The following is a 20,542-nucleotide window of genomic DNA, read 5'->3' as shown; positions in this document are numbered from 1 at the left end:
GTCGCCGTCGAAGCCGCTTTGTCGGCACTCAACAAGCGAGAGCAATGATGACAATGATCAACACGACGATCGCAGGCAAGGAACTCCTCTGGTTCAACAACACGCTCGTTGCCATCCAGCTTTCGTCGGCCGACGGCGAGGACGGCATCTGCATCATCGAGCACCGCCAGCCCTACGGCGATTCCGCGCCGCTGCACGTGCACCGCAATGAGGACGAGGTGTTTCATATCCTCGAAGGCCGGATACGTTTTGTCGTCGACGGCCGCGAGCGGCTTGCCGGCGCCGGCGAAACGGTGCTCGCTCCGAAAGGCCTGCCGCACACTTACAAGGTCGAGTCTCTCGAAGGCGCCCATACGCTCACCGTCACGCGCGGTTCGGATTTCGAGACGATGGTGCGCAAGGCTAGTCGCCCTGCGGAGCGAGCCGAACTGCCGCCGGCGGCAGCGCCGACGCCGGAGATGATTGAGGTGTTGACGAGCCTGTGCGCCGAGAACGGCATCGATATTGTCGGGCCGCCGCTGGGGTGAGCCTTTCCTTCTCCCCTTGTGGGAGAAGGTGGATCGGCGCGATAGCGCCGAGACGGATGAGGGGTGTTCCAGCGGAGTGAGACGCTGGCTTTCCCTGGAACACCCCTCATCCGTCGCCTTCGGCGACACCTTCTCCCACAAGGGGAGAAGGAAGAGGCGCGCCCTTCAACCGATTTGCATCTTCCCCGACCGCAATCTCCGCTTGAAGCGGTTTGTGCAACGCGATACGCCCTTGCCCAAATCGACAGACGGAGACTTGCCGTGAGCGCTGAAAAGACCAGAACCGAAACCGATACGTTCGGCCCCATAGAGGTGGCGGCCGACCGCTATTGGGGCGCGCAGGCGCAGCGTTCGCTGGGCAATTTCAAGATCGGCTGGGAGAAGCAACCGGCTTCGATCGTGCGCGCGCTCGGCATCGTCAAGCGCGCCGCGGCCGAAGTGAACATGGAGATGAAACGGCTCGATCCGGTCATCGGCAAAGCGATCGTCGAGGCGGCGCAGGAAGTGATCGACGGCAAGCTTAACGATCATTTCCCGCTGGTGGTTTGGCAGACGGGCTCGGGCACGCAGTCCAACATGAATGCCAATGAGGTGATCTCCAACCGGGCGATCGAGATGCTCGGCGGGGTGATGGGCTCGAAGAAGCCGGTGCATCCGAACGACCACGTCAATATGAGCCAGTCGTCCAACGACACCTATCCGACGGCCATGCATATCGCCTGCGCCGAGCGGGTCGCGCACCACTTGATCCCAGCACTGCACCATTTGCACAAGGCGCTCGGCGCCAAGGCCCGCGCCTTCAACCATATCATCAAAATCGGCCGCACCCATACCCAGGACGCCACGCCGCTGACCCTCGGCCAGGAATTTTCCGGCTATGCCGCGCAGGTCGCCTCCTCGATCAAGCGCATCGAGCTGACGCTGCCCGGTTTGCAGGAGCTGGCGCAGGGCGGCACCGCCGTCGGCACGGGCCTCAACGCGCCGGTCGGCTTCGCGGAAAAGGTGGCGGACCGTATCGCCGCCATCACCGGCATCGCCTTCGTCACTGCCCCGAACAAGTTCGAGGCGCTGGCGGCGCATGATTCCATGGTGTTCTCGCATGGTGCCATCAACGCGGCGGCCGCGGCGCTGTTCAAGATCGCCAACGACATCCGCCTGCTCGGCTCCGGCCCGCGGTCGGGTCTCGGCGAGCTCTCGCTGCCGGAAAACGAACCGGGCTCCTCGATCATGCCGGGCAAGGTCAACCCGACCCAGTGCGAGGCGCTGACGCAGGTCTGCGTGCAGGTGTTCGGCAACAATGCAGCACTTGCCTTCGCCGGCAGCCAGGGCCATTTCGAGCTCAACGTCTACAACCCGCTGATGGCTTACAATTTCCTGCAGTCGGTGCAGCTGCTGGCCGATGCTTCCGTCTCCTTCACCGACAATTGCGTGGTCGGCATCGAGGCGCGCGAGGACAACATCAAGGCCGCGCTCGAGCGCTCGCTGATGCTGGTGACGGCGCTAGCGCCGACCATCGGCTACGACAACGCCGCCAAGATCGCCAAGACCGCGCACAAGAACGGCACGACCTTGCGCGAGGAGGCCTTGGCCACCGGGCTGGTCAGCGAAGCCGATTACGATCGGCTGGTGCGGCCAGAGGACATGACGCATCCGGGCTGACGATTGCATCTCTTCTTAGGAAGAAGCGGACGAGCCATTTTGCAGTGGGAGAATTTGCTCTCACTGCCGATTCTCGCGACATGAATTTCGCGCCCGCCGGGTAATCTAAGAATGAAGATTCTGTGAACAATGTGTCGCCACATAGGCGGCTTCTGGTGAACAGTCTCTATCGTTTATCTGACGGGCCATTCAACCGTTCGGAGAACCGCCATGTCCATCAACTCTTCCGTCGCCGGCAACGGCGCAACATCCACCAGCTCCACGACAATCCTGTTGGGTCGCGTCCTGCTTGCCGTCATCTTCCTGCTTTCCGGCTTCGGCAAGCTCACAGCGATTTCCGGCACCGCCGGCTATTTCGGCGCTCTCGGCCTGCCGGTGCCGACCGTAACGGCCGTCGTTGTTGGGCTGATCGAGCTGCTTGGCGGCCTTGCCATTCTCGTCGGCTTCCAGACCCGGATCGCTGCCTGGGTGCTCGCCATCTTCACGATCGCCACTGGGCTAGTCGCTCACACCGGCTGGGCCGACCAGATGCAGATGATCCAGTTCCTCAAGAACCTCGCCATCACCGGCGGCTTCATCCTGCTCGCCTCCTCCGGCGCCGGCGCCTATTCGATCGACGCCAAGCGCGGCTGATCTTTTTCCTCCCATACTGAAGCAATCCTCCCAAACTGAAACGAAAGCGGTGCGGAATTTTCCGCATCGCTTTTTCGTTTTCCGGTTGTAGGCGTAGACTGCGCCGGCAGCCGGCCTGATGCCGGCAAGGGAGATGACCAATGCCCCGCAACGCATTGCTTCTCGTCTCGCGGCTCCTGCTCGCCGCGTTGTTCGTGCCCTCCGGTTTTCAGGCGCTCACCAACATCGCCGGCACGACCAGCTATTTCGCAGGCCTCGGCCTGCCGCTTCCGACTCTTGCAGCCTGGGGCACCGGCCTGTTCGAGCTGATCGCCGGATTGCTGATCCTGGTCGGCTTCCAGACGCGGATCGTGGCGCTGCTGCTTGCCGCCTTCTCGATCGCCGCCGGCTTCATCGGTCACTACGGCCAGGGCGCCGACGATGCGACCCTCGCCTTCCTGCACCAGCAGATGCTGATGAAGGACATCGCCATTGCCGGCGGCTTCCTGGCGCTCGCCATGGCTGGCGCCGGCGCATGGTCGGCTGACGGGCGCGATTTCGGCCTCGGTGCCGAAGTGACCTGAGCCGGCCCTATTTCACTGACATGCCTATTTCACCGACACACTTGGTCCGCCCTCGACCGCCAGCACCAGGCGCCGGTTGGTGATGCGCGCGAGCTGTGCCAGCCGGCCGGCAGGACGCTCGCCATAGAGGTCGGCGAGCGAGGCCGGCAGCACCAGCGCCAGCGCACCGTTGCCGCGGCTCTCCCATTTCAGCCTCGGCATGACGCCCGGCATTGCCGCTGTGAGGAGATAGACCACACGCATCATCGCCGCCAGCACGCGGGCGCGTTCCAGAAGGCGCGGCGGCGCCAACGCCTTGATCTCGGGCGCGATGCCGTCGTTGAAGATGCCGTCATGGCGATAGGCGTTGGCCAGGGCCAGATAGGCGCGGCCGGGATGATCGACGCCGATGAAGGAGGCATGCGCGATGATATTGAGCGACTGCCTGCCGCGATATTCCGGATGCGCGCGCCAGCCGATATCGGCAAGCAGGCAGGCGGCATGGCGGTAGCGTGCCTCGTCTTCCGTCTCATCAATGCCGAAGGCCTTGAACGCCTTGCCGGTCCATTCGACCAGGTCGTGCGCGTGATGCACCGAGCGCGAGCGCAATAGCGCCAGTTCCTCGGCGGCCGAGATCAGCGGGTCGGCCTTCTGCTCGGCGGCGTCGAGCAGCGAGTAGAGGAAACCCTCGCGCACGCCCTGCGCCGAGACGACGATCTTCGACGGCTGCATGGCCGACATGATCTCCTGCAGCACGACGGCACCGTAGGGCAAGAGCGAGCGGCGGTTCTTGGAAACGCCCTCGATGCCCCTCACCTTCTCGACCTCGCTGCGGGCGACCTGCTTGAGGAAAGTCTGCGCGCTGTCGGCCGATATCTCGTAGTGATGCATGACGCCGAGCGGGTAGTTGTTCATCTCCATATGCAGCCGGGCAAGGTTTCGCCAGGTGCCACCGACTGCGTAGAAAACCCTGACCTGCCCGCCCTTCAGAAGCTTCGCCCGCGCCAGTTCCTGGCGCGCGATCTTCTGGGCCTGCACGAGCGAGTTCCTGGCCATGTCCTGCAGGCGCAGGCCGCCGAGCGGCAACGTGATGCCGTCGCCTATCGCTTCGCCATTGATGTCGATCAGCTCGAGGCTGCCGCCGCCAAGGTCGCCGGCGATGCCATTGGCCGGATGGAAACCGGAAATGACGCCGAGCGCCGAATAATAGGCCTCCTGACGGCCGGTGAGCACGCGGATCTCGGTCTTCAGCACCTCCTCGGCACGGTGGATGAAATCGGGGCCGTTGCCCGCCTCGCGCGCGGCGGCTGTCGCCAGCACATAGATGTGCTCGGCACCCGCCTGGTCCGAGAGCGCGCGGAACCGGCGGAATTCCTCCATCGAGCGCGTCACCGCCTCGGGATCGAGCTTGCCCGTCGAAACGATGCCGCGGCCGAGGCCGGCCAGCATCTTCTCGTTGAACAGAAGCGTGGGCGAGCGCGCCAGCCCCTCATAGACGACAAGGCGAATCGAGTTCGATCCGATGTCGATGATCGACAGCGGCCGCCGGTCCTGAAGCCGGCCCTGGGAAACTGCAGTCACGCGGCGCTGTTCTTCTTGCGGCGCTTGAACTGGGCAATGCGCTTGGGCGCATGCGATTTCAGCGCGTCGCCCCGCCCGGAGAGGCTCGGATTGGTCATGAAATATTCCTGCGCGTTGAACGGCTCCTCGCCCTCCTCCAGCACAGCGCGCCGGGAGGTGCCGTCAGCCAATACGTCGAAACTTTGCTGGTTGTCCATGATGTTGCCCAGCATGATCTGGCCAAGCACCTGTTCATGCACAGTTGGGTTGGTGATCGGCACCAGGGTCTCGACGCGGCGGTCGAGATTGCGCGGCATCATGTCGGCCGACGAGATGTAGACGACCGCCTCGTCGGACGGCAGGCCGTGGCCGTTGCCGAAGCAGAAGATGCGGCTGTGCTCGAGAAAGCGGCCGACGATCGATTTCACCCTGATGTTCTCGGAAAGACCCGGCACCTGCGGCCGCAGACAACAGATGCCGCGCACGACGAGGTCGACCTCGACGCCGGCGCGGCTGGCGTCGTAAAGCGCGTCGATGACGGTCGGATCGACCAGCGCGTTCATCTTCATCCAGATGCGCGCCGGTCGGCCGTCGCGGGCATGAACGATCTCGTCCAAGATGTGTTTCAGGATGCGCTTGCGCAGCGTGAAGGGCGATACGGCAAGGCGCATCTCCTCGGCGGGCTCGGCATAACCGGTGATGAAATTGAAGAGCTGCGCGACATCGCGCGCGATCGTCGGATCGGTGGTGAAGAAGGACAGGTCGGTGTAGATACGGGCGGTAACCGGGTGGTAGTTGCCGGTGCCGAGATGCACGTAGTTGCGCAGCCGGCCATCCTCGCGGCGCACGATCAAAGACATCTTGGCGTGGGTCTTCAGCTCCAGGAAGCCGAACACGACCTGCACGCCGGCGCGTTCGAGGTCGCGCGCCCAGCGGATGTTGGCTTCCTCGTCGAAGCGCGCCTTGAGCTCGACAAGTGCCGTGACCGACTTGCCGGCCTCGGCGGCGTCGATCAGCGCGCGCACGATCGGGCTGTCGTTAGAGGTGCGGTAGAGCGTCTGCTTGATCGCCACCACTTCCGGGTCGGCGGCGGCCTGGCGCAGGAACTGCACCACCACGTCGAAGGACTCGTAGGGGTGGTGGACGACGATGTCCTTCTCGCGGATGGCGGCGAAGCAGTCGCCGCCATGCTCGCGGATGCGCTCGGGGAAGCGCGGATTGTAGGGCGTGAATTTGAGGTCGTCGCGCGGGATGGCGACAATCTCGGATATCTGGTTGAGCGCCAGCGGACCGGTGAGCACGCTGATGCGGCTCGACGACACGCCGAGCTCGCCGGCGACGAAGTCCCGCAACGCGGCCGGCATCAGCGTGTCGAATTCGATGCGGATCACCGAGCCGCGGCGGCGCCGCTTCAGCGCCGTTTCGAACAGGCGCACCAGGTCTTCCGACTCTTCCTCGACCTCGATGTCGCTGTCGCGGATGATGCGGAACGTGCCGGAGCCCTTGACCTCGTAGCCGGGGAAAAGCTTGCCGATATAGATGCCGACCACTTCCTCCAGCGGAATGAAGCGGACGTGATTCTTGCGGTCGGGCAGGCGGATGAAACGCCTGAGCGCCACCGGCAGGCGCAGCAGCGCGCTCATCTCCTCGCCATTCTTGCGATGGCGCAATTGCAGGGCGATGGAAAAGCCGAGATTGGGGATGAACGGAAACGGATGCGCCGGGTCGATCGACAGCGGCGTCAGCACCGGGAAAACCTGTTCCTGGAAATGCTCCTCCAGCCAGGCCTTCTCATCCTTGGTCAGCGCGTCGCGGGTGATGCTCTCGATGCCTTCCTTGTTGAGCAGCGTCATCAGCGCCGAGAGGCTCTTCTGCTGGTCTTCCTGAAGGCGCTCGACCTCCCGCAGCAATTGTTCCAGCTGCTGTTCGGGCGTGCGGCCGTCCGGGCTCTTCAGCGCGATGCCCTCGCGGACCTGGCCGGCAAGGCCGGCGACGCGGACCATGAAGAACTCGTCGAGATTGGCGGCAGAAATCGACAGGAAGCGGACGCGTTCAAGCAGCGGATGATGCTCGTTCAGCGATTCCTCCAGCACGCGGCGGTTGAATTGCAGCCAGGAGAATTCGCGGTTGACGAAACGATCGGGATTGCCGCCGTCGGGGCTTGCGGCCTCGACGGTGATGAACTCGCTCTGCACAGGCTTCAGTTCGTTCATGGTTTCCTGCTCTTGCCCGCAACCGTTCCCAGGAGGCGCCGCATACTGCCGTTCAACGACGCTCTAGCATGTCTTTATGACGCATGATCGTCACGGAATCGCTCCGGCACCGGCCCCATGCGCTTAACCGGCTCAACTTATCCTCTGCCAGCCTTTTGCGACAGTTTGATTTCATCGATCTTGCAAACTGGCCTGTTATGCTCCAGATGCAAACTGGTCACACCCACTGGCCGAACCCAATTGGAGACGACGATGGCAGGCGGCAGCATTCCCCATTTCCAGAACGACGCGGGCCATCCGGTCATCGAGATCGGCGTCAAGGAATTCATGTGCACCGGCGCCAACCCGCCTTTCGACCATCCGCACGTATTCCTCGACATGGGCGACGACAATGAAAAGGTCTGCCCTTACTGCTCGACGCTCTACCGCTATTCACCGTCGCTGAAGGCGACGGAAACGCAGCCGGCCGGCTGCCTCTATGTCGACCAGGCCGCCTGATCGCCCCGATCAACCATGACTGAAATAAGGTCCCGGCAGATCGTCATCGCCGGGGCTGGCATTGCCGGGCTCGTGGCGGCGCTTGCCTTTGCCGAGCGTGACTTCCCGGTAACACTGTTCGAGCAGGCCAGGCAACTCGAAGCGGCCGGCGCCGGCCTCCAGCTTTCCCCCAACGCGACCCGGATCCTGCGGCGGCTCAGCGTGCTCGATCGCCTGCTGCCCAACGCGATCCGGCCGCGAGCGGTGGTGCTGAAGGACGCAAGGAGCCTGCGAGAGCTGGCGCGCGTGCCGCTTGGGGAAACCGCAGAAAAGCGCTGGGGGGCGCCCTATCTCGTGGCGCACCGCGCCGACCTGCAGGCGGCGCTGATGGCGGCAGTGGCGGAACGGCCCGGTATCGCGCTTGTCACCGGTGCGCGCGTTACCGGCTTTGCCGTCGACCCGCAAAGCGTTACCGCGACGGTCGAGATCGACGGCAAGGCGACGGATGTCGCATGCGGTTTGCTGGTTGCAGCCGACGGCGTCTGGTCGTCGGTTCGCGCCAAGCTTGCCCGGACGGCCGGCTTTGCGGCAAGCCGCTTTTCGGGCGAACTCGCCTGGCGCGCGACGGTCCCGGCGGAAAGCGCCGCCGGCCAGGCTTTTATGCAAATCGGAGCCACCGACAGCGTCACCACTTTCCTGCATCCCGGCTTCCACATGGTCGCCTATCCGGTGAGCACGGGCAGCGCCGTCAACCTTGCCGCCTTCACCAAGGGCGAGCGCATTGCCGAAGGCTGGTCCGGCCATGCCGACCCTGCGATCCTTTCGGCTGCCATGCGAGGCACGGCGGCAGCGCTGGCGGAGCTGGCGGCGCTTGCGGGGCCGTGGACAGCCTTCCCCATCCACACGGTCGCGCAGCAGCGCTGGACCCTGGCGGAGGGAGTAGCACTGATCGGTGACGCCGCGCACGCCATGACGCCGTTCGCGGCGCAAGGCGCGGCCATGGGGATCGAGGACGCCGCTATGCTCGCCAATCTCGTTGCCGACTTCCCCGGCGATCCAGCTCGAGGCCTTGCCATATGGGAAAATCTCAGACGCCCGCGCGTCGAGAAGGTGCTGAAACGCGGCGCTCTCAATCGGCTGGCCTGGCACGCGTGGGGACCGGTGGCGATCACACGCAATCTCGTGCTGGCGGCGCGACCGGCGGAAAAGCTCGCGGCGGACCTGGACTGGCTCTATGGGTGGGAGGAGCGCGAGGTTGTGCGGCGGTAGCGTCTGCCACCAGCTGGATAGGCCGGCGGGACAGCACCCCCCTCTGCCCTGCCGGGCATCTCCCCCGCAAGGGAGGAGATTGGCAGCTTGGGCGCTGGCTCCCGCCTTGCGACGTTGATGATTGGCGAAAGCAGCCACGACAGCTGATTTCCCCCTTGCGGGGGAGATGGCCGGCAGGCCAGAGGGGGTGTGACGGAACGCGGCGTTTGCAAATTCCCATCAACCCTCAATCATACAACCTCAATGACCACCCCAGCGATACCGGCAGCGGGTTCCACCAGCCGGTGCGCAGACCGGCGGTGCGCAGCGCCGCCGCGGTCCACGTATTGCAACCGACCAGCGCGTTGAAATGGCCGTTGGCCTCGTAGAAACGGTCGAAAGTTGAATAGCCCGCATTTTCAATCGCCATCGGCCCGCCCGCCTCTCCCTGCCGGAAGCTTACGGCGATATAGTCGAGCAGCGCCGAGAAATGTTCCTCATCGATGTCAAAAACGGCGACATCCGGATGCGGCTCAAGAATAGCGCCCGCGACATCGACATGCATCACCGCGGCGTCGAGCGTAAGCGCCTTCAGCACCGGCATGGTCTTCAATTGCGACCAGGTCGGCGTCTCCAGATAGAAGGCGCGGCCGCCCCAGCCGAAGACGATGTAGCGCGCCCCCGGAGCCTCGATCGGCAGGCCGGTATCGGCGAGAAAGGCAAAGCGCCGGCGCACGCCGTCATCGAGGGGCACGGCGATGTCGGTGTGGATCGGGTTCTTCAACACCAATATGTGCCGCGTCCCTTCGCCTTCGGCCGATGCCGCCGGCCAGAGCGGTCGCGGCACCAGCGTGCCGAGCGCGGCGGCAAGCACCGCCGTTCCCAACAGCATCACCATATATCGCAGGACTCGTCTCATCGGGTGCGATCGTTCCGTCTCGTCTGCGTCAACCCCAGGATAACCTGGACGATCAGGCTAGACGATTTCGCAGCGTCAACCAAAAATGAGCCGATCCTTGTCCGATCGCCCGAATGCAAAAAAGCCCGGCTGTTTCCAGCCGGGCTTCCTAAAATCTAGCGATCGCGCCCGCTCAGTGCAGGATCTGCGACAGGAAAAGCTTTGTGCGTTCATGGCGCGGATGGTCGAAGAATTCGGCCGGCGTGTTCTGCTCGACGATCTGGCCCTGATCCATGAAGATTACGCGATTGGCCACCTTGCGGGCAAAGCCCATCTCGTGGGTGACGCAAAGCATGGTCATGCCCTCTTCCGCCAGCCCCACCATCGTCTCCAGCACTTCCTTGATCATTTCCGGGTCGAGCGCCGAGGTCGGCTCGTCGAACAGCATGATGCGCGGATTCATGCACAGCGAGCGCGCGATCGCAACGCGCTGCTGCTGCCCGCCGGAGAGCTGGCCTGGATATTTGTTGGCCTGTTCCGGTATCTTGACGCGCTTAAGGAAATGCATGGCGATTTCCTCGGCCTGCTTCTTCGGCATCTTGCGCACCCAGATCGGCGCCAGCGTGCAGTTCTCCAGGATGGTCAGATGTGGGAACAGGTTGAAATGCTGGAACACCATGCCGACCTCGCGGCGCACCTCGTCGATCTTCTTCAGATCGTTGGTGAGTTCCTTGCCGTCGACGATGATCTTGCCCTTCTGGTGCTCTTCCAGCCGGTTGATGCAGCGGATCATGGTCGACTTGCCGGAGCCGGACGGACCGCAGATGACGATGCGCTCGCCACGCATCACCTTGAGGTTGATGTCCTTCAGCACATGGAACTCGCCATACCATTTGTGCATGCCGACGATGTCGATGGCGACATCGGTGGTGGAGATGTGCATCTTGGCGGCGTTGACCTTGATTTCTTCCGCGCTGACGGCGTTTTCGGTGGCCATAACCTGTTCCCTTTTTATCGTTTATAACCGGTGTCGAGCCGGCGTTCGGTGTACATTGAATAGCGCGACATGCCGAAGCAGAACAGCCAGAAAACGAAGGCGGCAAAGATCAGGCCGGATCTCGCGGTCTGCGGGGTTGCCCAGTTGGCATCGGCGAAATTCTGCTTCACCACGCCGAGCAAGTCGAACATCGAGATGATCAGGACCAGGCTGGTGTCCTTGAACATGCCTATGAAGGTGTTGACGATGCCCGGAATGACCAGCTTCAGCGCCTGCGGCAGCACGATCAGGCTCATCTTCTGCCAGTAGCCGAGGCCGAGCGAATCGGCGCCCTCATACTGGCCCTTCGGGATCGCCTGCAAGCCGCCGCGAATCACTTCGGCCATATAGGCGGCGGCAAACAGCGACACACCGATTAACGCACGCAGATACTTGTCGAAGGTAACGCCCGCGGGCAGGAACAGCGGCAGCATGACGCTGGCGAAGAATAGCACCGTGATCAGCGGAATGCCGCGCACCGTCTCGATGAAGACGATACAAAGCCATTTGATGATCGACATCTTCGAACGGCGCCCGAGCGCCAGCACGATGCCCAAAGGCAGCGACACCGCAATGCCGACGAAGGAGAGGCTGAGCGTCACGAGGAGCCCGCCCCAGCGCGAGGTCTCGACAACCGGCAGGCCGAACACGCCGCCAAGCAGCAGGAAGAAGGCGACGATCGGCAGCGCTGCGAACAACAGCACCGCATTCAATCCCTTGCGCGGCACGCGCGGGATCAGCATCGGCACCAACAGCGCCACGAACAGGATGGCGACCAGGATCGGCCGCCAGCGCTCCTCGATCGGATAGGTGCCGAACATGAACTGGCCGAACTTGGCGTTGACGAAAGCCCAGCAGGCACCAGTCCAGCCGTCGGGCTGGATGCCGCCTTGCGTGACGGTGGTGCAGACGGTGCGATCCGGCCCGGTCCACTGGGCATTGAGGAAGGCCCAGCTGATGACCTGCGGCAGGATCCAAAGCACGATGGCGATGCCGAGGATTGTGAGGACGGTGTCGCCGACCGAACCGATCAGGTTCTTGCGCACCCAGGCATAGGCGCCGCGTTCGGTAGGCGGGGCCGGCTGGGCAAGCGCCATCTCGGTGCGCACCCAGGACATGTCATGTTCCTGCATGGCCCTACCTCTCCACCAGCGCCATTCTGGCATTGACGATATTCATGACAAAGGACGTCACAAGGCTCAGCACCAGATAGGCGATCATCATGATGAAAACGCCCTCCACCGCCTGCCCGGTCTGATTGAGCACCGTGCCGGCGGTGGCGGTAAGGTCCGGATAGCCGATAGCGATCGCCAGCGAGGAGTTCTTGGTCAGGTTGAGATACTGGCTGGTAAGCGGCGGGATGACTATGCGCATCGCCTGCGGGATGACCACCAGCCGCAGGATCGGACCGGAGCGGAGGCCGAGCGCCGCCGCCGCTTCGCTCTGCCCTTTGTTGACGCCCCTGATGCCGGCGCGCACGATCTCGGCGATGAAGGCCGCCGTGTAGAAGGAGAGCGCCAGCAAGAGCGACAGGAATTCCGGTTTGACCCAGAAGCCACCGGTCAGATTGAAGGTCGACTGCTTCGGAAAATCGAAGGTGAGCGGCATGCCGCCGAGCAGGAAGGCCAGCACCGGCAGGCCGATGATTAGCGCGACCGATGTCCAGAAGACCGGAAATTGCTGGCCGGTCGCCTTCTGCCGCTGTCGCGCTCTGTGGGCGACGAACCAGGCCATTGCAATCGCGAGCAGCAGTGCGACGCCGATCAGCCAGGAGCCATCGCCCCAAACGGCGCGCGGAAAATAGAAGCCGCGCTGGTTGAGGAACGAGCCGAAAGGCAGGTGGATGCTCTCGCGCGGCGGCGGCAGCACGGCCAGCACGCCGGAATACCAGAAGAAGATGACCAGCAGCGGTGGGATGTTGCGGAAGATCTCGACATAGACCGTGCAGATCTTGCGGATCAGCCAGTTCTGCGACAGGCGGCCGATGCCGATGGCGAAGCCCACGATGGTCGCAAGCACGATGCCGGCGGCGGCGACAATGATCGTGTTGAGCAAACCGACGACCAGCGCGCGGAAATAGGTCGAATCGGACGTATAGGCGATCGGCGTGTCGGAAATGTCGAAGCCGGCCCTGCTCCTGAGGAAACCGAAGCCCGACGCGATGTGCAGACGCTGGAGGTTTTCGATGACGTTGTGGACGATCCACCAGATCGAACTGAACAGCAGGATCACGACCAGCGTCTGAAAGAACAGGCTGCGTATTTTCGGGTCATTGATGAAGGAGCCGCGACTCGGCTCCTCGCGAAGGATTTCCTGCGAAGCCATGGACCGTCCTCTGGAAAGAGAAACCGGGAGACAGACGACCTGCCTCCCGGATCACGTTTCAATCAGCGGATCGGCGGACCGTATTGCAGGCCGCCTTTGGTCCACAGCGCGTTGATGCCGCGCGCGATCTTGAGCGGGCTGCCCGAGCCGACATTGCGCTCAAACATTTCGCCGTAGTTGCCGACAGCCTTGACGATGTTGACGACAAAGTCGTTGGAGAGGCCGAGATCGGCGCCATACTTGCCGTCCGGTTCAGTGCCGAGAAGGCGCTGGATGTTCGGGTCGGTCGACGTCTTCATCTCATCGACATTGGCCTGCGTGATGCCGGCTTCCTCGGCGTTGAGCAGCGCGAAATACGTCCAGCGCGCGATATGCGCCCACTGGTCATCGCCCTGGCGCACGGCCGGGCCGAGCGGCTCCTTGGAGATGATCTCGGGCAGCACGACATGGTCGGCCGGCGAGGAGAGCGTCAGACGGATACCATAAAGGCCGGACTGGTCGGTGGTATAAGCATCGCAGCGGCCGGCGTCATAGGCGGCGTTGACCTCTTCGAGCTTCTCGAACACGACGGGGTTGTACTCCATCTTGTTCTTCTTGAAGTAGTCGGCGAGGTTGAGCTCGGTGGTGGTGCCGCTCTGCACGCACACGGCGGCGCCCGAAAGCTGCAGCGCGGAGTTCACGCCGGGCAGCTTCTTGGCGTTGATCATGAAGCCCTGGCCGTCATAGTAGGTGATGCCGACAAAATCGAGGCCGAGCGCGCTGTCGCGATTGCTGGTCCAGGTGGTGTTGCGCGACAGGATGTCGATCTCGCCCGATTGCAAGGCGGTGAAACGCTCCTTGGCGCTTAGCGGCGTGAACTTCACTTTGGAGCCGTCACCGAAGACAGCGGCCGCAACGGCGCGACAGAAGTCCGCGTCGATGCCCTTCCAGTCGCCCTTGTCGTCCGGCGCCGAGAAGCCGGCGAGGCCGGTCGAGACGCCGCACTGGATAAAGCCCTTCTGCTTCACGGTATCGAGCGTGCCGGCCGAGGCGGCAGACGCCATGAACCCGAGCGCGGCGACGCCAAGAATGCCGATTGCAATGTGTTTCATGACCCACAGACCCTTTTCTGTTACAGGCGCCCCTATCGCCAGGCGACGCTTGATCTTTTTTCGTTTGTGAATGCAGCTCCCACTCCAAGGCCCACTCCCGGGACCCGCATCGGTTGCGATGCGCTGCCTCCCATTCACGAAACGCATCGAAGGCGATTATTCCTGTGAGGTCAAGGGAAATGACCGATTCCTCAGAGGTTTGAAAGCAATTGCCGCAAATGCCAGAATTGCGGACAAGAGCACATGAAACCGGCAGGCGATGCGAACAAATCAGTCAAGTCGCGGCGTCGCGAATCCGTGCTCCTGCGGCAGAATCCGCTGCGGCAATAGCGTTCTTTACTGGGCTTGAGCGCCTTTGGATTGGCCCAGCGGAAGACCGGCTTTTGGCGGGCCCGACGCGGTTGCGCCGGCTTTGCCGCCGCTTTATGGCTGATCCCTGACATCATTCGACAGGCGACGAACCATGGCTAGAGACGTCATCGAAATGGGCATCAACACGCTGCTTGCCCATTCCGGCAACAACCCGCGTGACTATTTCGGCTTCGTCAACCCGCCGGTCGTGCATGCCTCGACAGTGCTTTATCCCGACGCCGCTTCGATGGCTGGGCGCAGCCAGAAATACACTTACGGCACCCGCGGCACCCCGACGATGGACGCGCTGACGCTCGCCGTCGATGCGCTGGAAGGCTCTGCCGGCACGATCGCGGTGCCTTCCGGACTGGCGGCGGTGACGGTGCCGCTGCTCACCTTCCTTGCCGCGGGCGATCACTTGTTGATCGTCGACAGCGTCTACCACCCGACGCGCCACTTCGCCGACACGATGCTGAAGCGGCTCGGCGTCGAGATCGAATATTACGAGCCGCGCATCGGCGCCGGCATCGCTTCGCTGATCAAGCCAAACACAAAGGTAGTGTTCACCGAATCGCCGGCATCGAACACCTATGAGGTGCAGGACATCCCGGCGATCTCCAAGGCTGCACATGCGGCGAACGCCATCGTGATGATGGACAACACCTGGGCGACACCGCTCTATTTCAAGCCGCTCGACCATGGCGTCGACATCTCGATCCACGCGGCGACGAAATATCCGGCCGGTCATTCCGACGTGCTGCTCGGCCTGGTTTCGGCCAACGACGCCTGCTGGACAAAGCTTTATGATGGGTTTTGCGTGTTGGGCTGCTGTTCCGGTCCCGACGATATCTACCAAGTGCTGCGCGGCCTGCGCACGATGGGCGTGCGGCTCGAGCATCACCGCAAGAGCGCGCTCGACATCGCGCGCTGGCTGGAGGAGCAGCCTGGGATCGCGCAGGTGCTGCATCCGGCGCTGGAAAGCCATCCCGACCATGCGCTCTGGAAGCGCGATTTCTGCGGCTCGAGCGGTGTCTTCTCGATCGTGCTCAACGGCGGCGGCCAGAAGGCCCAGCACGCCTTTCTCGATGCGCTCAAGATCTTCGGCCTCGGTTATTCTTGGGGCGGCTATGAAAGCCTCGCCGTTCCGGTCTTCCTCGGCGACCGCATGCTTGCCAAAGGCTCGTATGCCGGCTCGCTGATCCGCCTGCAGGTCGGGCTCGAGGATGTCGAAGATCTCAAGGCCGACATTCTGCGCGGGCTCGCGGCTGCCGCCGCAGCCGGATGACAGGCTGATCGGCACGGAATCCGCACCGGCGGCAGACAAGCCCCGGTCGAAGCGGTAGCATGGTCCGTGCAACCAGCTCGGGAACCTTTTGTCGGCAGGCGCATCCAACCGTGGATGCAACATCTGTCGGGAGATCGGGCGCGATGATAAAGCCCGCCATCGAAACCGCCGAGGTCGGTACGGCCGAAGCCGGCGACATGCCATTGGTTCGCCGGGCGCTTGCGCGCGATCCGAATGCGTTCCGTGCCATCATCAAGACGTACAACCAGCGACTCTACCGCATTGCGCGCGGCGTGGTGCGCAACGACGCGGAGGCCGAGGACATCGTGCAGGAGGCCTATTTGCGCGCCTTCGCCAGTCTGAGCAGCTTTCGCGGCGAGGCTTCGCTCTCCACCTGGCTGTCGCGCATCGTCATCAACGAAGCGCTCGGCCGGCTGCGCAAGCGCAAGCGCGTCGCGGCCATGCATGAGAACCCGGAGGCGCAGATCATCCGGTTTCCCTTGAATCCAACCGACTTGAACCCAGGCGACGATCCGGAGCGGACGATGGCGCAGCGGCAGATTCTGAGGCTTGTCGAACGGGCGACCGACAGCCTTCCCGATGTCTATCGCACCGTCTTCGTCGCCCGCGTCATCGAGGGCCTGAGCATCGAGGAAACCGCCGATTTTCTCGGCGTGAGGCCCGAGACGGTGAAGACCAGGCTGCACCGGGCGCGAACGCTGGTGCGAAAGGCACTGGACGACGAGATCGGTCCGGTGCTGCTCGACGCCTTCCCCTTTGCAGGCCGGCGTTGCGAGCGGCTGACGCAGGCGCTGATGAAAAGGCTGGATTTCGAGGTCTAACTTTCCCAGGAACGTTTTGACGCGTCCGGCATCCAATCTACCGTCAACCTCAAATGAAGCCCGAGGCGAGCGCCGTCGGGCGAAGGAGATGCCATGTTCATGCGATCAACCGCCGCCCTCGCCGCCCTTTTCTTCGTGAGCACGGCGCCGCTGGCGCTAGCCGCCGAAAAGCCCACCGATCCGCAGATCGCCCACATTGCCTATACGGCCGGCACGCTCGACATCGAAGCGGCCAAGCTGGCGATCAAGAAATCCAAGAACAAGGAGGTCGTCGACTTCGCCAAAGACATGGAGCGGGACCACGAGGCGGTGAACAAGCAGGCGCTCGACCTCGTGAAGAAGCTGAAGGTCACGCCCGAGGACAACGACACCAGCAAGGCCCTGACCAAGGCTGCGAAGGAAGAAGACGCCAAGCTGGCGAAGCTCAAGGGTGCCGCCTTCGACAAGGCCTATATAGAGAACGAAGTGGCCTATCACAAACAGGTCAACGGCGCGCTCGAAACCTTGCTTATCCCCTCGGCAAGCAATGCCGAACTGAAGGACCTGCTGGAGACCGGCCTCAAGATTTTCCGGGGGCATCAGCAACATGCCGAACACGTCGCCGGCATGTTGAAATGAGGCTGCTATTGCTTTGTTTTGAGGCAATTCCTGACGGAAAGCTACGGCGAAGTCGCTGCGCCCAACCGTTTCACACTTTTCCAGGAATTGCTTTGCTCACTCTGGCGCTGGCGCTCATCGCATCGCCGGCGTTCGCGGCGACGATCGAGATAACGATCGACAAGCTGGTCTTCTCGCCCGCAAACATTCAGGCCAAGGTCGGCGATACGATCGAGTGGACGAACAAGGACGTGATCGCCCACACCGCGACGGTGAAAGGCGGCTGGGACGTGCTGATCCCGGCAAAGTCGAAGGGCAAGGTTGCGCTGAAGGCGGCGGGAACAGCGGACTATTTCTGCCGCTTCCATCCCAACATGAAGGGCCATGTCGAGGTGGCCCCCTAGCTATCCGAGAGCGAGGCGCGCGCAGCGCCTCGCTTGCCCTTGCAGCAATCCTCCCATGCCGAAAGCAGCCTCAGCGCCGCGCACCGCACTCGCACACTTTCGCCTAGGCCAGACATTCGGGCGAATTGCCGAACCGACTCTGCAAACCGTCGTAAAGGCTTGGCGCGATTGAGAAAGCCGAGGCCGCTGGCGGCGCGTCCTGCGCGGATCGCTGTGCAATAATATTCCCTTCAGCGGCGAATCTACGGATTGGTTTGGCTTTCAAATCCGCGGCTTCAGCGGCATTGCGGGCATCGCAATTCCACCTCTTCGATCCAGGGCCTGCCATGGCGTTTCGCCTTTTCGTTCCGATCCTTGCTGGCGCGACGCTTCGCGAGCGGCTGCTTGCCTGCATCGGCGCTACCATCGGTATCGCGCTCACCGGCATGATTAGCGGGCTCGCCATGGGTAGCGGCCCGCTTGTGGCGATGCTGGTGGCGCCAATGGGCGCTTCGGCGGTGCTGCTCTTTGCCGTTCCCTCGAGCCCACTGGCGCAGCCCTGGTCGATCATCGGCGGCAACACGATTTCGGCGCTGGTTGGCGTGACGGTGGCGCATTTTGTGCATGACACGGTGATCGCCTCCGGCCTAGCGGTGGCGCTGGCGATCGCCGCCATGTCGTTCACGCGCTCATTGCATCCGCCGGGCGGCGCAGCGGCGCTTACCGGCGTGCTCGGCGGGCCGGCCGTAGCCGCCGCGGGCTTCCTGTTTCCCTTCGTGCCGGTAGCACTCAACTCGGCCATTCTGGTTGCGCTCGGCTTCCTTTTCCACAAGCTGTCGCGGCGCAACTATCCCCATGTGCACGTGCCCACCGCCCGCGGCCACGGCACCGCCGATCGGCCGCCGGCCGAGCGCGTCGGCTTCCGGCCCGAGGATGTCGACGCCGCCCTCTCGGCGCTCGACGAGACCTTCGACATCGACCGTGACGACCTGGAGCGCCTGCTGCGCCAGGTCGAGTTGCAGGCCATGGTGCGCTCGCAGCGTACGCTGCTTTGCAAAGACATCATGTCGCGCGATGTGATCTCCGTGGCGGAAAAGGCCTCGGCCGACGACGCGCGCAAACAGCTGATCGACCACAACATCCGCACCTTGCCGGTGATCGACGCGGACGGTCGGCTCTCCGGCGCGGTCGGCCTGCGCGAGCTGACAAGGGCGACCGACACGGTCAAAGGGGTGATGTCTAAGGCCGGCACCGCCTCACCCGACACCCCGGCGATGAGCCTGCTACCGGTGCTGACCGACGGGCGAAGCCATGCGGTGGTGATCGTCGATGCCGAGCGGCGCATCCTCGGCCTGATCACCCAGACCGACCTGCTCGCGGCCGCCGCACGCCTGCAGCAGGCAGACAGGGCGCCGTTGAAGGCGGTGGCCTAAGCAAGGCCCTCACCCCGGCAAGCCGACTGCCAGGTCGAGACGCTGCCGCCGGTCATGTCGCCGCGGCGCCCTCGATCAGGCGGTCCGAAGAGACAGCGTCTTCAGGCCCAGGCCAGCCAGGCGGTTCCGGCAAGAAGCGTCACCAGCGTCAGCGGCAGGCCGACCTTAAAGAAAGCCGAGAAGGAAAGCTCCTTGCCGGCAGCTTTTGCCTGTTCGGCGACGATCAGATTGGCAACCGAGCCGAGCAGCGTGAAATTGCCGGCAAGCGTCGAGCTCATCGCCACGACCAGCCAGGCGCGCGCCGGGTTTTCCAGCCCAGGAACGAAGGGCCGGAGCGCCAGCACCGCCGGCACATTGCTCATGATGTTGGAAAGCACCGCGGTGAAGCCGGAGAGCCGCCAGACATCGTCGAGTCCGATGTTCTTGGCCCAGGCGATCATGTCGGGCGTGAGCAAGGTGCGCTCGGCACCCGCCACCACCACGAACAAGCCGGCGAACATGAAGAGCAGCGGTCCATCGATCTCGCGGTAAATGCGCCGCGGCTTGATTGCCCGCGTGACCAGCAGGAAGGCGCCGGCAATGAGCGCCGCCTTCGCGACGGGAACGCCGGCGAAGAAGGCGAGCGCCAGCAACACGCACACGATGGTGGCCTTCAGGACCTGCCCGGGCAGCATGCGGCCGCGATAGACTTCCGGGCTGAGCTCGGCAGGGCGGGAGAATTCGGCCCGGTAGACGATGCGCACGATGACGATGACGCAGAGCAGGCCGAACAGCGCCACCGGCGCGAGCGCCAGCGTGAAAGCCGGATAGGAAATGCCGGACAGCGCACCGATCACCATGTTCTGCGGGTTGCCTGTGATGGTGGCGACGCTGCCGCAGTTCGAGGCCGTGCAGGTAGCGATGAGGTAAGGCACCGGGTTGCGGTTGATGACTCGTGTGACGTGCACGACGATCGGCGCCATCACCAGGCAGATCGCGTCATTGACCAGGAAGGCCGAGAGCGCGCCGGTCAGCAGCGTCACCATTACCAAAAGCATGAAGGGCGCGTGGGCATGCTCGATGGCAAAGCCGCCAAGCGCCCGAAACGCGCCCGAGACCTTCAGATGCGCCACGACGATCATCATGCCGAGCAGCAAGGTTATGGTGTCGAAATTGATGGCTCTGTAGGCATCCTCGATGCCGATCGCGCCGATTGCGATCATGGCGGCGCCGCCCAGCAACGCGATGCCGGCGCGGTCGAGCCGCAGGCCCGGAATACGGCCGACGGCGACGCCGGCATAGGTGAGCACGAGGATGAAAAGCGCGCCCGCTCCGGTCCATGTCATTGCAAGAAGGTTCCCTTTGCGTGCCCTGATCCGTCGACGCATCGGGCGGCACCACATTTAACAACGCCAGCGCAAAGGGAAAGCGCACAAGCGCGTGAAAACCTTATGTCGCTTTCA

The 20,542-nt window shown here is 63.4% G+C and carries 19 protein-coding genes; 11 read left to right on the top strand and 8 right to left on the bottom strand.

Annotation, left to right across the window (positions count from 1 at the left end; all coding sequences use genetic code 11):
- Positions 1-44: 44 nt before the first annotated feature.
- The 4 genes from FJ423_RS08525 (at position 45) to FJ423_RS08510 (ending at position 3,382) form a co-directional block, all read left to right on the top strand.
- Positions 45-527: a cupin domain-containing protein gene (locus FJ423_RS08525; protein ID WP_348642883.1), complete on the top strand. Its 483-nt coding sequence runs from the start codon at positions 45-47 to the stop codon at positions 525-527.
- Positions 528-788: 261 nt separating this feature from the next.
- Positions 789-2,186: a class II fumarate hydratase gene (gene fumC, locus FJ423_RS08520; RefSeq protein ID WP_140840772.1), complete on the top strand. Its 1,398-nt coding sequence runs from the start codon at positions 789-791 to the stop codon at positions 2,184-2,186.
- A 210-nt stretch (positions 2,187-2,396) separates the two neighbouring features.
- On the top strand, positions 2,397-2,819 hold the full coding sequence (locus FJ423_RS08515; protein ID WP_140840770.1) for a DoxX family protein: 423 nt from the start codon (positions 2,397-2,399) through the stop codon (positions 2,817-2,819).
- Positions 2,820-2,959: 140 nt separating this feature from the next.
- On the top strand, positions 2,960-3,382 hold the full coding sequence (locus FJ423_RS08510; protein ID WP_140840768.1) for a DoxX family protein: 423 nt from the start codon (positions 2,960-2,962) through the stop codon (positions 3,380-3,382).
- A 24-nt stretch (positions 3,383-3,406) separates the two neighbouring features.
- On the opposite strand, the gene ppx is transcribed toward FJ423_RS08510, so the two are convergent.
- Both ppx and FJ423_RS08500 read right to left on the bottom strand, forming a co-directional pair.
- Entirely contained in the window at positions 3,407-4,942 is a 1,536-nt protein-coding gene (ppx, locus tag FJ423_RS08505; RefSeq protein WP_140840766.1) for an exopolyphosphatase, read from the bottom strand.
- Entirely contained in the window at positions 4,939-7,134 is a 2,196-nt protein-coding gene (locus FJ423_RS08500) for an RNA degradosome polyphosphate kinase (protein WP_095768434.1), read from the bottom strand. Before FJ423_RS08500 ends, ppx begins: the two co-directional genes overlap by 4 nt.
- Before the next feature lie 252 nt (positions 7,135-7,386).
- On the opposite strand from FJ423_RS08500, the gene FJ423_RS08495 reads away from it, so the two are divergent.
- Positions 7,387-7,632, top strand: a complete 246-nt coding sequence (locus FJ423_RS08495; RefSeq protein ID WP_027169907.1) for a zinc-finger domain-containing protein — start codon at positions 7,387-7,389, stop codon at positions 7,630-7,632.
- A 15-nt stretch (positions 7,633-7,647) separates the two neighbouring features.
- Complete coding sequence (locus tag FJ423_RS08490) at positions 7,648-8,880, top strand: FAD-dependent monooxygenase (protein WP_140840765.1); 1,233 nt, start codon at positions 7,648-7,650, stop codon at positions 8,878-8,880.
- Between the two features lie 226 nt (positions 8,881-9,106).
- Here the strand turns inward: FJ423_RS08490 and FJ423_RS08480 are convergent, their stop codons facing one another.
- The 5 genes from FJ423_RS08480 to FJ423_RS08460 all read right to left on the bottom strand — a co-directional run bounded on the left by FJ423_RS08480 (position 9,107) and on the right by FJ423_RS08460 (position 14,209).
- The gene (locus tag FJ423_RS08480; protein ID WP_140840763.1) at positions 9,107-9,778 is read right to left on the bottom strand and encodes a TIGR02117 family protein; all 672 of its coding nucleotides are present in this window, start codon (positions 9,776-9,778) and stop codon (positions 9,107-9,109) included.
- Positions 9,779-9,950: 172 nt separating this feature from the next.
- The gene (locus FJ423_RS08475) at positions 9,951-10,754 is read right to left on the bottom strand and encodes an amino acid ABC transporter ATP-binding protein (RefSeq protein WP_095768430.1); all 804 of its coding nucleotides are present in this window, start codon (positions 10,752-10,754) and stop codon (positions 9,951-9,953) included.
- A gap of 14 nt (positions 10,755-10,768) precedes the next feature.
- Positions 10,769-11,926 carry an amino acid ABC transporter permease gene (locus tag FJ423_RS08470; protein ID WP_140840761.1) on the bottom strand — a complete coding sequence of 386 codons (1,158 nt, stop codon included), beginning with the start codon at positions 11,924-11,926 and terminating at the stop codon, positions 10,769-10,771.
- A gap of 4 nt (positions 11,927-11,930) precedes the next feature.
- Entirely contained in the window at positions 11,931-13,118 is a 1,188-nt protein-coding gene (locus FJ423_RS08465) for an amino acid ABC transporter permease (RefSeq protein WP_140840759.1), read from the bottom strand.
- A gap of 62 nt (positions 13,119-13,180) precedes the next feature.
- Entirely contained in the window at positions 13,181-14,209 is a 1,029-nt protein-coding gene (locus FJ423_RS08460; RefSeq protein WP_140545460.1) for an amino acid ABC transporter substrate-binding protein, read from the bottom strand.
- A gap of 463 nt (positions 14,210-14,672) precedes the next feature.
- On the opposite strand from FJ423_RS08460, the gene FJ423_RS08455 reads away from it, so the two are divergent.
- The 5 genes from FJ423_RS08455 to FJ423_RS08435 all read left to right on the top strand — a co-directional run bounded on the left by FJ423_RS08455 (position 14,673) and on the right by FJ423_RS08435 (position 19,100).
- On the top strand, positions 14,673-15,845 hold the full coding sequence (locus FJ423_RS08455) for a cystathionine beta-lyase (protein WP_140840757.1): 1,173 nt from the start codon (positions 14,673-14,675) through the stop codon (positions 15,843-15,845).
- A 143-nt stretch (positions 15,846-15,988) separates the two neighbouring features.
- Complete coding sequence (locus FJ423_RS08450; protein ID WP_140840755.1) at positions 15,989-16,687, top strand: RNA polymerase sigma factor; 699 nt, start codon at positions 15,989-15,991, stop codon at positions 16,685-16,687.
- 93 nt (positions 16,688-16,780) lie between these two features.
- The gene (locus FJ423_RS08445) at positions 16,781-17,305 is read left to right on the top strand and encodes a DUF4142 domain-containing protein (protein WP_140840753.1); all 525 of its coding nucleotides are present in this window, start codon (positions 16,781-16,783) and stop codon (positions 17,303-17,305) included.
- 86 nt (positions 17,306-17,391) lie between these two features.
- Positions 17,392-17,688, top strand: a complete 297-nt coding sequence (locus FJ423_RS08440) for a cupredoxin family copper-binding protein (RefSeq protein WP_246680118.1) — start codon at positions 17,392-17,394, stop codon at positions 17,686-17,688.
- Positions 17,689-18,014: 326 nt separating this feature from the next.
- Positions 18,015-19,100: an HPP family protein gene (locus FJ423_RS08435; protein ID WP_140840749.1), complete on the top strand. Its 1,086-nt coding sequence runs from the start codon at positions 18,015-18,017 to the stop codon at positions 19,098-19,100.
- Between the two features lie 101 nt (positions 19,101-19,201).
- Here FJ423_RS08435 and FJ423_RS08430 read toward each other — a convergent pair whose 3' ends face one another.
- Positions 19,202-20,425 (bottom strand): anion transporter, encoded by a 1,224-nt coding sequence (locus FJ423_RS08430; protein ID WP_140840747.1) that lies wholly within the window; start codon positions 20,423-20,425, stop codon positions 19,202-19,204.
- Between the last annotated feature and the right edge of the window lie 117 nt (positions 20,426-20,542).

This window comes from Mesorhizobium sp. B2-8-9 (genome assembly GCF_006439475.1).
Classification (GTDB): Bacteria; Pseudomonadota; Alphaproteobacteria; order Rhizobiales; family Rhizobiaceae; genus Mesorhizobium.
Note: the sequence above shows the minus strand (reverse complement) of the source record. Positions and strands in the feature narration are given on the sequence as shown.